Annotated in this window: 16 protein-coding genes; 14 read left to right on the forward strand and 2 right to left on the reverse strand. The window is 36.4% G+C overall.

Going from position 1 to position 12857, the window contains the following annotated elements; all coding sequences use genetic code 11:
• The first annotated feature begins 81 nt into the window (after positions 1 to 81).
• Both NQ185_RS13780 and NQ185_RS13785 read left to right on the forward strand, forming a co-directional pair.
• On the forward strand, positions 82 to 1425 hold the full coding sequence (locus NQ185_RS13780; protein WP_257582502.1) for a hypothetical protein: 1344 nt from the start codon (positions 82 to 84) through the stop codon (positions 1423 to 1425).
• A gap of 24 nt (positions 1426 to 1449) precedes the next feature.
• Entirely contained in the window at positions 1450 to 1719 is a 270-nt protein-coding gene (locus NQ185_RS13785; protein WP_257582503.1) for an aspartyl-phosphate phosphatase Spo0E family protein, read from the forward strand.
• A gap of 171 nt (positions 1720 to 1890) precedes the next feature.
• Here NQ185_RS13785 and NQ185_RS13790 read toward each other — a convergent pair whose 3' ends face one another.
• The gene (locus tag NQ185_RS13790; protein WP_257582504.1) at positions 1891 to 3570 is read right to left on the reverse strand and encodes a hypothetical protein; all 1680 of its coding nucleotides are present in this window, start codon (positions 3568 to 3570) and stop codon (positions 1891 to 1893) included.
• A 150-nt stretch (positions 3571 to 3720) separates the two neighbouring features.
• Between NQ185_RS13790 and NQ185_RS13795 the strand changes: the two genes are divergently transcribed.
• The 12 genes from NQ185_RS13795 (at position 3721) to NQ185_RS13850 (ending at position 12173) form a co-directional block, all read left to right on the forward strand.
• The gene (locus NQ185_RS13795; protein WP_373370806.1) at positions 3721 to 4188 is read left to right on the forward strand and encodes an NUDIX domain-containing protein; all 468 of its coding nucleotides are present in this window, start codon (positions 3721 to 3723) and stop codon (positions 4186 to 4188) included.
• Between the two features lie 34 nt (positions 4189 to 4222).
• On the forward strand, positions 4223 to 4990 hold the full coding sequence (locus NQ185_RS13800) for a CPBP family intramembrane glutamic endopeptidase (RefSeq protein ID WP_257582505.1): 768 nt from the start codon (positions 4223 to 4225) through the stop codon (positions 4988 to 4990).
• Entirely contained in the window at positions 4987 to 5667 is a 681-nt protein-coding gene (locus tag NQ185_RS13805) for an HAD family hydrolase (protein ID WP_257582506.1), read from the forward strand. Before NQ185_RS13800 ends, NQ185_RS13805 begins: the two co-directional genes overlap by 4 nt.
• Positions 5651 to 6019: a VOC family protein gene (locus tag NQ185_RS13810; protein ID WP_257582507.1), complete on the forward strand. Its 369-nt coding sequence runs from the start codon at positions 5651 to 5653 to the stop codon at positions 6017 to 6019. Before NQ185_RS13805 ends, NQ185_RS13810 begins: the two co-directional genes overlap by 17 nt.
• A 29-nt stretch (positions 6020 to 6048) precedes the next feature.
• On the forward strand, positions 6049 to 6516 hold the full coding sequence (locus NQ185_RS13815) for an SRPBCC family protein (RefSeq protein WP_257582508.1): 468 nt from the start codon (positions 6049 to 6051) through the stop codon (positions 6514 to 6516).
• 20 nt (positions 6517 to 6536) lie between these two features.
• Positions 6537 to 7307 carry a class I SAM-dependent methyltransferase gene (locus NQ185_RS13820; RefSeq protein WP_257582509.1) on the forward strand — a complete coding sequence of 257 codons (771 nt, stop codon included), beginning with the start codon at positions 6537 to 6539 and terminating at the stop codon, positions 7305 to 7307.
• A 30-nt stretch (positions 7308 to 7337) separates the two neighbouring features.
• Positions 7338 to 7955, forward strand: a complete 618-nt coding sequence (locus NQ185_RS13825; RefSeq protein ID WP_257582510.1) for an NUDIX hydrolase — start codon at positions 7338 to 7340, stop codon at positions 7953 to 7955.
• Between the two features lie 258 nt (positions 7956 to 8213).
• The gene (locus NQ185_RS13830) at positions 8214 to 8774 is read left to right on the forward strand and encodes a DEAD/DEAH box helicase family protein (RefSeq protein ID WP_257582511.1); all 561 of its coding nucleotides are present in this window, start codon (positions 8214 to 8216) and stop codon (positions 8772 to 8774) included.
• Positions 8775 to 8950: 176 nt separating this feature from the next.
• A complete protein-coding gene (locus tag NQ185_RS13835; protein ID WP_257582512.1) occupies positions 8951 to 9304 on the forward strand; it encodes a VOC family protein in 354 nt (117 codons plus the stop codon).
• Between the two features lie 56 nt (positions 9305 to 9360).
• Positions 9361 to 10188 carry a putative RNA methyltransferase gene (locus NQ185_RS13840; protein ID WP_373370807.1) on the forward strand — a complete coding sequence of 276 codons (828 nt, stop codon included), beginning with the start codon at positions 9361 to 9363 and terminating at the stop codon, positions 10186 to 10188.
• 331 nt (positions 10189 to 10519) lie between these two features.
• Positions 10520 to 10978 (forward strand): anthrone oxygenase family protein, encoded by a 459-nt coding sequence (locus NQ185_RS13845; RefSeq protein WP_257582513.1) that lies wholly within the window; start codon positions 10520 to 10522, stop codon positions 10976 to 10978.
• Positions 10979 to 11330: 352 nt separating this feature from the next.
• Positions 11331 to 12173: an STAS domain-containing protein gene (locus tag NQ185_RS13850; protein WP_257582514.1), complete on the forward strand. Its 843-nt coding sequence runs from the start codon at positions 11331 to 11333 to the stop codon at positions 12171 to 12173.
• Between the two features lie 35 nt (positions 12174 to 12208).
• Here the strand turns inward: NQ185_RS13850 and NQ185_RS13855 are convergent, their stop codons facing one another.
• Complete coding sequence (locus NQ185_RS13855; RefSeq protein WP_257582515.1) at positions 12209 to 12691, reverse strand: DinB family protein; 483 nt, start codon at positions 12689 to 12691, stop codon at positions 12209 to 12211.
• Positions 12692 to 12857: the final 166 nt, after the last annotated feature.

The raw sequence follows: 12857 nt of genomic DNA on the forward strand, positions 1-12857 counted from the left end.
ATAAGGTATTTGCGGACCGCGCATGCCTATTAAAAGTTTTTTTATTTGTTATAAAATAGCCGCTTGAAAGGAGGTGAAGAAATGAACAGAACTTTTTTTGTACTTTTTGCGTCCGCAATCATTATGTTGATATATACGCCTTCCATCCAAGCAAGCGAAAATCATAATCACAAATCTGATAGGAAGCTATTACTTTTGGGCAAAAGCAATAAAAAGGAAGAAGGAGCTTCCGGTTTGCATGATATTGAAATTGCTGATTCTCCCTTGCTGGGTACACTTAAAGTAAGTGTATTGGGCAACAAAAAGAAAACAACAGACTCTGGCCATCAAACGAAGAAGGGCTTAGTTGCAGTGGAACTGGACAATCAGCTCTTAGGTAAAGTAAACGTAGATGTTCTAGAAAGTCAGGGTGACTATACAGATACAGATCGCTCTTTAAGAAGCGACTTGGCGACGGTTAATGTGACCAATTCTCTTATTGGGAAAGTGAACATAGAAGTTGCCGATGCCTACGCAGCGGAGGATCCAAGTGACCGTAGGGGAGGGCTCGTATCTATTGAAATTAAAGAAACGTTAGTTGGAAATGTCAATGTGGATGTATTGAAAAGTGACGCAAAAAAGATAGAAATTGTTGATGTTGGGACAAAAGATACGCCTATTCTTGGCAATACCGATATTCACGTTGGGTTGGATAAGCCGTCTTTCATTGATATAGATACAAAGAAACCGTTAGAACCGATTGTCGCGGAGAGATCGGATGAAGCGCAAGAGAATGTGATTATACCAGAAAATCCAATAGAAGTGCCGGAGCATCCAGCCAATTCTAAGGAACCGATAGAAAAGCAGGAAGATCAGGTTCCGCCTGACTATCCAATGGAAAAACCGGAGGATTCTTTCATAAATGTGAAGCCGAAGAATCAGGAAAAAATAAAACCGCCGATTGCAAAACCGGTAGACGATGCTAAGTCAAATCAACCAGTCCCATCCGATGATTCCGATGAATCTCCACCGTTGGATTTCATCGATATGAATGAAGGTAAACAGGATGAAGTGTTGGAAGAGCAAAAGTTGCTAGATGAACCAGTCGATGATTCCATTGAGAAACTGCTAGAAGCGAGAAACAAGCAAGTGTTAAATAATCCAGTAAAGAAAGAAAAAGATGATTCAACACCAATAGATAGCCCTCATGTATCAAAAGCTATCATACCGGGGACTTCATTAACTGGGTCAGGTGCCCAAGGTTCATCAGGAAATTCCGCGTCCAACACAGGTATGGGAGACTTGTTTGCCGGAAAATTGGATGTAATAAGATATATGGAAAGTGAAATAACTAATATAGCTTTGTTTAAGGTAAAAAACCTGCGGACTAAGTGGAATAAAGAACCACCGATTAAACCGCCAAAACAATCCTTCTTCTTACCATAAAAAAATAAGGAGAAGGAGAAAAAAATGCAGAAAAAAAGAATAAGAGCAGCAGCCTACGAATTACAGTTAATTGCTGTGAGCAGCGAAATTTCAGCGTTCGTTTCGGGAGAGAACATCGATGTAAATACATACTTTATTATGGATAATACAGAGAAAATCCTTGAAACGAAGATCATCAAAGTAAGACAGGAAATGGTCAATGCCGGTTTGTCTAAAGGGTTAAATAATCCTGAAACGCTAAATCTAAGCCAAAAGCTTGATTCATTATTGAATCAATATTCCCAATTAAAATAGTCTGGCATGGGGATTTTCGGCATTATGTAAAATGTAAGCATTTTAAATTTAATGAGGTCCGTGGAAAGATAGCGAGAGAGTTGCCTGGAAAATGGTAAACGCATTTCCAGGCTTTGTTTTTATGTGATCTTCCGCCTCCCAAGACGGATATATTGAAAGAAAAGCCTACTTTCATGATTGTATAAAAGGACGATCTTTTAAATGCTCGGTATGCTCGTTTATGAAATAGGAGAATATTTCATAACGAACCCATCGATGTGGGAACTTAAGAGCTAGTTCTTGCATATTGTTATAGATGAAAATATGTTTTTTGTTGTACTCTACCTTTTTGATGTCGTGAAGGAAAATACTATTTTGCTTGGATCCATCTTGCTTGATAAGTTGGTCTCCGATAATAGTAATTTTTCTTTTTTTGTTTTGGGTTAGTTCGTAAAGGCACAAGCCACCTCCGACAATGGTAAAGAAAAGGGAAAATAGCATGGAGCCATTGAATCCCGATAAAATCTGTTTAAACCAGTGGGCGATCAGAAGAGCTACAAAGAACCAAGCTCCTTTACTAAGTTTGGGAGAACTTTCAAAGTAAATGCTGTTTCCATGCTCCAACTCTTCTTCTTTTCTTTTTTCAAAAAAATCCCGTTTATGTTTTTCGATGCTAGCGGAATCAAATTCTACAAAATCAGAGTAAGTTCCGTCCCATAAATGTGCCGCATCATCCCCTTCTTCAAGCGCATAACCACCTACCCAGCCGACATATTCTGTTTGATGCTCTTTGAATGTCATTAAGTAATAACGAATGGGCTGTCCGTATTTGTTTTCTGATTCAATTTGATCCACTACTTGAATGTCTTCGGGATAACGGATGACATCATCATCTTCAGGAGTATTGATGATTGTGTGAAAAAGTCGTGTTTTGGATAAATGCAGTTGTTTACCTTCCGCGATTGGATAAAGATGTTCCAAATTTTTATCAACTAATTCCCAATATACCATTTCAGCACTTTCTATGTGCTCGGCGCATTCTAGCAACAAGCTTTCGGGATATGAAAGCCTTTTAGCGATACACACGAGCAATGCTTCTGTCTTAATAATGGGATCGTTGAAATGTATGGCCTCGTTGAGTTCCTCCGCAATTTCTTGTGAAAAATAGTATTCCATTAAACCGATGAAAAGCCTCATTTTATTTCGAACGGTTAAATAACTATCTTTCCAAGCAGTATATACATACTTCGTAGAATAATCTGCATTAAATGTTAAGTATTCTTGTTTCACAGATTCATAGTCCGTACGCAAAGTAGAGAGTACAAACTCTTTTTTATAACCTTGCTCCATGCCGGATGAATTGAGAGATAGGATTAAAGCATAAATCATGTATTCATAATAGTCGGAATGAACCTTGTCCAATGCAGCATCAAGAATTCCTTTTGTGAGCATCGGGAAGGAAGTCAGCTGACCAATTGGGAGACTGTATTCTACAGTGTTAATCAACTCGACAATCTTGTCTTCAAGAAAATAAAATATTTCTTCATCTTCTGTTAGTAATAAAAATTCTATAGCGCGTTCTTTCGCGTCCACATCGAACCCATCGAAATGCTTAATAAGACCTTCGACGACTTCCGGCATTGGAAAATCACATACAAAATCGATGAGATAGAAAGAAGGATTATCCCAATGATCGACACGCTCCGGAAATGGGGAAGCAGCTGTTTTAATTAACTCTTTCAAAACATCAATTTGAACTTCTAAACCATCTTGTTGCTTATACTCATATAGTTTTCCAAGGGCTTCGTAACGGGTTTTTGGGTTTGCATTTTTCACTTGCTTCAATATCTTTCTTAATGCCAATTCTATCAAGCTGTCCACCCAACTTTCTTTTCTGACATATGTTCAATTCTATTATTTCATTTTTATATTGGTAGTCAACGAAAATTTGCTTCCTACTGTAAAAGGCTTTTTACAAGGAATAGAGAATATGTATTTATAAGATTTTAGAGGTGAACAATAGTGTTAACGTTCTGGGAAAATACATTGATTAGGAAAGCGGTTGGGGCTATCGTATCTTACGGTCTGCGCTTTATGATTGTTCATAAAGTGAAAATCAATGCGGAAGGAGGGAAGAAGAATATTCAGGGGGAATGGGATTTTGTGAAGGGTGGAGTGGAAGATAATGAGGATTTAAAAAGAGCGATGTCAAGAGGGCTGGCAGAAGAAACAGGCTCTTCAAGCTATGAATTTATTAAACAATTTGATGAAAAAATCCGCTTTGACTTTCCACCGGTTCTCCGAGAAAAGATTGGGTATGCCCGCCAAGAGACCGTGATGTTTCATGTTGAGTTTGTAGGTGATCCAAGTTGTCTGATGCCATTGGACAATGAAATCGAACAAATAATATTTGTGGGTAAGAAAGATGTATTGAAAAAGTTAACCCATTCCGACACGAAAGAATTTTTTAAAAAATATTTTTTTTCTTGATAAGATAGAAGGGCATAACACTTAAGGAGAATATATGAAAAAGTTTATTACTGGATTACTTAGTTTCATCGTACTTGATTTATATTTTAACATCACAACGCACTTTATTAACTTTAACATCTTTATTCAATTAATTAGTATTCTACTTTTCTTTCCTCTAGCTTCATTCATTGCTAAGGTAAATGGGCTTCAAGGACTTAGAGGAATTGGAATGGTAAGGGAAAAGTGGACAAAGTATTTTCCAGCAAGTTTTCTAATTGGGTTTGGCTGTTGGGCCCTCATGTATTTTACATATGTTATGGCAGGGAAATTCAGCATTACTGGTGTTAAATCAGGTCTAGAGACATTGTGGGTTATCGGTCAAATCATGGTTGGCTTTTTTCTAGGTTCGTTGATTAATGATTTAGTGACGAGAGGGTTCGTTATCAATATATTAAAAGGGAAAATCCCGCCCCTAGCTATTGCTGCGATAAGCATTTTGATTTATGCACTGGATGATTTTTGGAATGGGGATCTTAGCATCATAAACTTTATTTTTTCCATTGTGTTAGGTTTATCATTCACATATGCATTTTTTAAAACTGGAAGCATATGGGCTTCTACTGGCATTCATTTTGGACTAAATATGGCTTACGGAATGCTTTTTGGTCTTTCCGGTCGTTACGGAGATGGAATTTTTCAAATGGCGAAAGGAAGCATCGATCCTTTCCTAAATACAACTATTTTACTAATGGCTGCAGCCTTAATGTTTGTCATTGCATTTCTGTACTATCGAGATAAAAAAAGGGTGATTGTAATATGATTAAAGCTGTCATATTCGATTTAGATGGTACGCTGCTCGATCGGGATGCCTCCGTCCGGAAATTTATTCATGCCCAATATAAGAGGTTAAGTGAATTTGTAAGAAATGTTCCACATGAAACATATATTTCCAGGTTTATAGAATTGGACTGCAGAGGATATGTTTGGAAAGATAAAGTTTATCAACAAATGGTGGAAGAGTTTGACGTCCAAAATATATCTTGGGAAGACTTGTTGCGAGACTATATAAAGGAATTTCAATATTCCTGTGTTCCTTTTCCCAATCTGCTTAACACATTAGAAGGCTTAAAAGAACATGTTCATCTAGGAATGATTACGAATGGATTTGGACAATTTCAAATGGATAACATTAAAGCTTTAGGAATTGAGCATTATTTTGAGGAGATTCTTGTTTCGGAATGGGAAGGGATGAAAAAGCCAAATCCTGAAATTTTTCAGAGGGTGGCGGATAGGCTTGGCGTGTCATCTAAGGAATGTCTGTACGTTGGTGATCATCCCGAAAATGATGTAAAGGGCGCTCAAAAAATTGGAATGGTCGGGGTTTGGAAAAGAGATGCCGGTTGGCAAAATGTAGAAGCGGATTATATTATTGACGATTTACTAGACGTATTAAAATATGTAAGGAAAAGGAATGAAGGATATGACGTTTACATTTAAAGCAATTGATCACATTCAACTAGCAGCACCAAAGGGATGCGAGGAAGAGGCAAGACGTTTTTTCAATGGCATTTTAGGATTTGAAGAAATTGAAAAACCGGATACGTTAAAAAAGAACGGCGGAGTTTGGTTTGCTTATGGAAATATACAAATACATGTAGGAATTGAAGAGCCTTTTTCACCAGCCAAAAAAGCACATCCTGCTTTCGAGGTGGAAAACATTGAAGGGTTAAAACAACATTTGTTAGAAAACAATGTAAAGATTATTGAAGACAATAACCTTCCAGGGGCAAATAGGTTCTACGTTTCCGATCCATTTGGAAATAGGATTGAAGTGTTGGAGTGGGTTTAATTTTTTTGAAAAAATGAGGTAAACAAAACATGCCTTCAATTGAGAACGATATTTATATCAATGCACCAATCAATATTTGTTTCGACCTAGCAAGAAACGTAGAAGCCCACATAGAAACATCAAAGAAAACAAAGGAAAGAGCGATTAGCGGCGTTACGGTTGGGCTGATGGAAAATGGCGATACCGTTACTTGGGAAGCCATCCATTTTGGAGTAAAACAAAAATTAACAGCTAAGATAATAGAAATGGAAAGACCATATAAATTTACAGATGTTATGGTGAAAGGAGCATTTCATTCTTTTACGCATACACACGAATTTATCGAAAGTGGCGCAGGAACTATTATGAAAGATACCTTTTCTTATAAAGCTCCTTTTGGCATTTTTGGAAAACTAGCGGATACATTATTTTTAAAAAAATATATGCGAAAGTTTATTATCAATCGTGCTAAAGAGTTAAAAAGGATAGCGGAAAAAAGTAATGGAGCCACTGAATAACTTTTTAAGTAAAAAAGAAGGTGTTGAAATTGAAGCTAACGGATTATTCTAAGATTGCCGAGAGATATGATCAAAACCCATTTAGACAAAGGGAAGTTCAGTATGATAAGGACATTGAAGAATACATAAGTAAAACAGCAAAACCATCCTATAATATTTTAGATCTAGCTTGTGGAACCGGTCTTTATCTAAATAAGCAGGTGGACAATTTTACAGTTGGGCGCATCAACTGGCATGGATTAGACGCTTCAGAAGAGATGTTAAAAAAAGCGAAGGAAAAGATAACGGAAGTCTCTTTTACTCATGGGTTTGCTGAGGATATGCCATATACATCCAATACTTTTGATTTCATTTCAAATAATTATGCCTTTCATCATTTTACTAAAAAGGAAGAAGCTATAGACGAAATACATCGTGTGCTTATAAAAGGCGGGATGTATAAATTACACAATATATCAATCCACGATATGCGTCAGTGGTGGGTTTATCATTATTTTCCTTCTGCATATGAGGAAGACTTAAAAAGATACTGGGATAAGAATCATATTTTTAATGAACTTGTAAAAAGAGGCTTCGAAGTGGATTTGAAGATTGGCTATCGTATGGAGGAAGTAAAAGTAGCGGACTACATGGTTTATGCAGATAATCGGGATATTTCAGTATTAACATTAATCAATGATGATGAGTATCGAAAAGGGTTAGAGAAAATGAAAGTGGATATAAAAAGTAACCCAAATATGAGAATTGTAAATGAATTTGCTGAGATGTTTTGTTTGGCGAAAAAGTTATGAATATAACGATATAATAGGAGACTGCAAGTCATGGAAAATGAAATTCTTAACATATATGATGAACATAGAAACTTAATAGGGAAAGAAAGCCGTAAAGAAGTGCATCGAAAAGGATACTGGCATGAAACTTTTCACTGCTGGATAGTCGAGCACGAGAATGGAGCCAATTATATTTATTTCCAAATTCGCAGCGATGAGAAAGCTGACTTTCCAAGTCTTTTAGATATCACGGCAGCTGGTCATATTCTCTCGCATGAAACCGTAGAAGATGGGGTCAGGGAGGTCAAGGAAGAATTAGGGATTGATGTGGCGATGAATGAATTAATCCCTCTAAGTATCATTAGAGATACGATTAAAATGGACAATTTCATTGATCGTGAATTCGGTCACAATTTTTTGTATAAATCCGAACAACCTTTAACCACTGACTTGCAGGTAGAAGAGGTTTCTGGAATCGTAAAAGCGAATTTCCAAGACTTTTATCAGTTCTGTTATGGGGAAATAGAGGGAATTTTTGTGGAAGGATTTTTAGGTACTGACCCTATTCGTCGGTGGATAAGTAAGGATGCCTTTGTCCCGCATCAGGATACTTATTTTAAAAGTGTAGCTGAACGCATAGCTTCGCATATCGATGGAGCAAGTATTTAATAATTTGCGGTGTCGATTCAAGATTGGGTTAAATTCTTTACGGCTAATTGACTTGTCGCACGGCTAATAGAAAGTGGTGACAGCTAATAGAATGATCGGAACGTCTATTAGACCCGATCAATCGTCTAATAGAACCATCCGACCCCTGGTAGAAGCTCCAATGTGGTTCATTTAAAATAGAAACCCGTTCAAGATAGAATCAACTATACACCTATTCGGATTAATAACTAGAAAATCTTATAAAAGTGAGGGGCATTTATGAAGTTTGTATTAATTGTTGGACCTCAGGCCGTTGGAAAGATGACGGTGGGGCAAGAATTGGAGAAAATAACAGACCTGAAACTTTTTCACAACCATATGACGATTGAAATGGTGACGCCATTTTTCAGTTATGGGACGAAAGCTGGGAAAAGATTAGTGAAGCTTTTTCGTGAGGAGATTTTTAAGGAAGTCGCCAATAGTGATTTGCCGGGATTAATTTTTACATATGTATGCGCGTTTGACATAAAGGCAGATTTGGATTACCTCAATAAAATCTGTCAAATTTTTGAGTCCAAGGGTGCTACAGTATATTTTGTTGAACTTGAGGCAGATGTGGAAGAACGATTGGAACGGAATAAAAGCCCTCATAGACTAGAACAGAAGCCTACGAAACGAAATATTGAGTGGTCGGAACGTGATTTGCTTCATTCGATGGAGAGATATCGATTGAATTCATTTGAAGGAGAAATCGAGCGGGAACATTATTTGAGAATCAATAATACAGAGAAAAGTGCTGAAGAAGTTGCAACAATAATAAAAGAACAATTTCAATTATAGAGGTGGTCGAACTGGATTATGTAATTGAAGTGAATAAAGCGGAATCAATTGCCGAATGGACTTCTTAACGAGTATCGTAGTTACATAGAACCATACAAAGAAGAATTACTAAAATAGAAGGAAATTTGTATCTTCGTTAAAAAGTAACAGCCATATAAAAATGAGGAGTGTTGACTATGCAAAGTCCCGTATTAAACAAACTTGGCGGTGTTTTTATCCCAGTAAGCAATATTGAGAAGGCTCGTGATTGGTATTGCGACTTATTGGGTGTGCCAAATGATGGGGAAATCCCATTTGGACATTTATATGTGTTACCGATGGAAGGACCGGATATTGTACTCGATAGTAAAATATATTCGCCAGATCTGATTATCAAGTCCCCAATTATTCAATTCGTAACAAACAATATCGAGGAAGCATTTAATTATGTAAAAAGTAAAAATGTGGAGATATTAACAGAGATTCAGCATGGTCATTATTTTAATTTTAAGGATCCTGATGGAAATCACCTCATGATGTGCCGTTGCTAGAAAGGCATCCCGTAGCATGATGATAGTAAATTGAACTTCAAGTAGAGGTGTACAGATTGAAGAAAAAAGAAAAAAGTGCGATGTATATGCAACAGTTTGCATCTATTTTTCAATGCCCCGTTTGTGCTAGTGCGATGAAAATAGTAGAAAATAAAAGTATAGTTTGCATTCAAAATCATACATTTGATATCGCAAAACAGGGCTATGTCAATTTCCTAACCCGTCCTGTTCGTTCAGAATATGATAAGGAATTATTTGAAGCGCGGAAAATAGTCATTGACAGCGGGTTATATGAGCCGCTTCACTCAAAGATTAGCGAAATCATTGGTGAGGAAAAGGCCCCGAAAGTACTGGATACAGGTTGTGGAGAAGGCTCGCATTTATCACATATTCTTAGAATTTCAAAAGGAGCTGTTGGCGTTGGAATTGATATTGCAAAGGAAGGAATATTGTCTGCAGCAAAATATTATGACGATATGATTTGGTGCGTAGGAGATCTTGCGAGCAGTCCTTTTAAAGAAGAATCCTTTGATGTTGTCTTAAATATTTTATCACCGGCAAACTACTCAGAATTCAATCGGCTTCTGAAAGATGATGGACTGTTAATAAAGGTAGTTCCCAAAAGCGGTTATTTAAAAGAAATTAGAAACCTTTTTTATAAAAATACATATTCCAATGAGCAAACGGTTGAACGGTTTAAAGAGAACTTCCAACAAGTAGAAACATATGAGCTATCTTACAAAGTTCCTCTCGACGAATATCTTTTCCAGCCTTTATTGCAGATGACGCCTTTAACTTGGAATAAACTCAATGCAGGCGAGGAGGTTCGCCTTCCAGAGATCAGCATTGATTTGGAAGTTTTGATAGGGCGAAAAAATGTTTAATGGCGTGGGAAATTTTTAAGTTTTGTTCGATTTAATCATATGCCAAAGGCACCAAAATAGTGGGTTGTTGGCCACACATTGAATGCCTAGACATTGGTTTTCCCTGCATTTCCTACCTTGTAGTGAGTTTCTTGGTCAAATACCCATTAAAATTTATGTAAACCTGCATATCGAATAAAATGCCTACATATTAATAAACAAGGAAAAGTCTATGGTTGTTAGGCGGTCACGCCTAGCCTAGACTCTTTTTAATATATGAAAATAATGACCCGCGTGGATTCGAGTATAAGTGTGCATAGGAGGATTTAACGTTATTGAAGGAGGTGATCACATGGTCAAAACCATTATCTTTTCAATCAACGTGTTTTTGGTTGCCCTTGTAGTGGGCTCTATGTTTGCAGTTTGGTATGGTTTTAACCCGAATAAATTATCCTACAATGATTACGTGGTCCATCAACAACAGCTAATAAATCAGTTAAATGTTAAATTGCCTGTATTGGCACTCATTGCTATCTTACTTACAATCATTTCCGCCATACTTGCCCGGGGAGATAAGAAATTGATGGTGCTGTTGATTGCGACAGCAATTTTTCTAATCATATCCGGTATTGTTACACGATTTCTGAATCAACCTATTAATGCAAAAGTCATGACTTGGGTAGCGGATAAACCTCCATCAAATTGGATGGAGCTAAGAGCTGACTGGTGGAAGTGGCATATTGTCCGGTTAATTTCAGGAATAATTAGTTTCGGATGTCTTATTATTGGATTCCTTAATCGATCAGGTTAAATCATCATAAAAGACTATGAAAAAAGCGAAAAAATATTAAAGCACTAACGAAATGTAAACCGTCCTTACTGATAGATAGTAGGGCGGTTCTTGTTTTTTGTCTACTATTAAAGATGCACGCTTCAATGGAATACCTGTATCGGAACATGGTTCTGCCTTTCTTTAAGAATTTGATTAAAGAACTAGATTGGAATTTATTTTTGTATAAATAAATCCTAAGTATCTATAACTTTCGGATATGCTCTGTTAAAATATGACATAAAGCTTAATTTTCAGTATAGTTAAAAAAAGGGACATGTGTTTTCGGAAGGATTTTGAAATAGATAAAAGACTAAGGAAGTGGATTAGTTTAATGGATGCGAAAATAGAACATGACAAAGAATTAGCTCACGAATTATTCCATTTTTTCAAAGAAAAGACATGGGAGCTTACGGAAACATGGTACAAGTTATTAGACAAAAGTGACCCGACAGGTATTTATTCATCCCAAGATCCAAATGTAATAAAAGATGTTAAAGAACAAAATTATGAATTTCATCTTCAATTTTGCGATGTTTTCATTAGAGAAGAACAGCCTTTTTATACTGACTTTGAAAAGTGGATAGTGGCAATCGCTTCAGATGAGCAACATTTAACAACACCTGTTCACTATATTTTACGTGAGTTTTTTAGAACACAAGAACAATATTTGGACTTATTTGAGGAGTTTATTTCTCTTAAAGACAAAGAATATTCCATTGATAAAATAAATAAGTGGCGCCGAAGAATTATTTTTACATTTGAAAAAATTGTGAGCTGGTTTGTAGAAGAAAATAATAAATTTTCAATGGCAAGGCTGGAGGCACAGCAGGAAACAATTAAGGAACTAAGTACTCCAGTTATTCAAGTAGGGAACGAGAAAGCTTTGCTTCCGCTTATAGGAGATATTGATGAGGTACGTTCCAAAATGATCCTTGAAAATACACTGCAAAGCGTTGCAAAAAAGAGAATTGAATTACTCTATATTGATTTGTCGGGTGTTTTAATTATGGATACAATGGTGGCACATCAAATTTTTCAATTAATAAAGTCATTGGATCTCCTTGGGGTAAAATCAATTCTTTCCGGAATTCGTCCAGAAGTAGCACAGACAGCTGTCCAAATGGGAATTGACTTTCAAGATGTAGAGGTTGTATCTAGGCTAGAGCTTTGCTGACGCCCTCCTGAAATTGAATAAATGATTTCATTTGCTTAATCTAAAAATTCTTCAATTTGTTTTTTGTGGTGGTTATCATGCCAAACAAAACTTGCTAAATAATTGAACATGGAATGAGGCTCACCGGAATATTCATCAGTTTTTTCACCATTTAACGTGAATGCTGCAAAAAAATCTTCTTCTGTTTTTTCCTTTAATGCGGAAACGACCTTAGTTCTCATTTCAAGTTGACGATTAATTAAGTCCTGAGATGATACGCCAGATAAAGCATATTTTGCGGCTTTTTGGTTGAGCGGTTCGAACTCAATACTTTGAATGTCAGCATTAGGCTTCATTAAGGGCAGCATTTCCTCCAAAATATACTGATCCCAGAATGTAATATGACTGATAATTTCCGCGATGGACCATTTGCCTTCTGCAATCGGCATAAAGAACAAACGATCCTCTATTTTATTTAATGATGCGACCCAAATATTGAAAGACTCTAAATCGTGAATCAGTTCATTAATTGTATACATAATAGTTCTCCTTAAAAAGTTGTTGATATAATATTCGAGATATAACGATAAAAATCCTTTCGTTTTAAACACAAATAACCACCTATCTCAAGGTTGATAGGTGGTTACAACATAAATTCGATAATCATACTTCAATTTTTAATAAAAACTCCATTTTATTTTCCTG

It is taken from the genome of Lederbergia panacisoli, assembly GCF_024626525.1.
GTDB lineage: Bacteria > Bacillota > Bacilli > Bacillales > Bacillaceae_C > Lederbergia > Lederbergia panacisoli.

What these genes read in the sequence shown, in the direction of transcription:
- NQ185_RS13830 (WP_257582511.1), top strand. Translation starts at nt 8,214, where the DNA reads ATGAAGTTTGTATTAATTGTTGGACCTCAGGCCGTTGGAAAGATGACG.
- NQ185_RS13805 (WP_257582506.1), top strand. Translation starts at nt 4,987, where the DNA reads ATGATTAAAGCTGTCATATTCGATTTAGATGGTACGCTGCTCGATCGG.
- NQ185_RS13825 (WP_257582510.1), top strand. Translation starts at nt 7,338, where the DNA reads ATGGAAAATGAAATTCTTAACATATATGATGAACATAGAAACTTAATA.
- NQ185_RS13835 (WP_257582512.1), top strand. Translation starts at nt 8,951, where the DNA reads ATGCAAAGTCCCGTATTAAACAAACTTGGCGGTGTTTTTATCCCAGTA.
- NQ185_RS13850 (WP_257582514.1), top strand. Translation starts at nt 11,331, where the DNA reads ATGGATGCGAAAATAGAACATGACAAAGAATTAGCTCACGAATTATTC.
- NQ185_RS13800 (WP_257582505.1), top strand. Translation starts at nt 4,223, where the DNA reads ATGAAAAAGTTTATTACTGGATTACTTAGTTTCATCGTACTTGATTTA.
- NQ185_RS13815 (WP_257582508.1), top strand. Translation starts at nt 6,049, where the DNA reads ATGCCTTCAATTGAGAACGATATTTATATCAATGCACCAATCAATATT.
- NQ185_RS13845 (WP_257582513.1), top strand. Translation starts at nt 10,520, where the DNA reads ATGGTCAAAACCATTATCTTTTCAATCAACGTGTTTTTGGTTGCCCTT.
- NQ185_RS13810 (WP_257582507.1), top strand. Translation starts at nt 5,651, where the DNA reads ATGACGTTTACATTTAAAGCAATTGATCACATTCAACTAGCAGCACCA.
- NQ185_RS13855 (WP_257582515.1), bottom strand. Translation starts at nt 12,691, where the DNA reads ATGTATACAATTAATGAACTGATTCACGATTTAGAGTCTTTCAATATT.
- NQ185_RS13785 (WP_257582503.1), top strand. Translation starts at nt 1,450, where the DNA reads ATGCAGAAAAAAAGAATAAGAGCAGCAGCCTACGAATTACAGTTAATT.
- NQ185_RS13780 (WP_257582502.1), top strand. Translation starts at nt 82, where the DNA reads ATGAACAGAACTTTTTTTGTACTTTTTGCGTCCGCAATCATTATGTTG.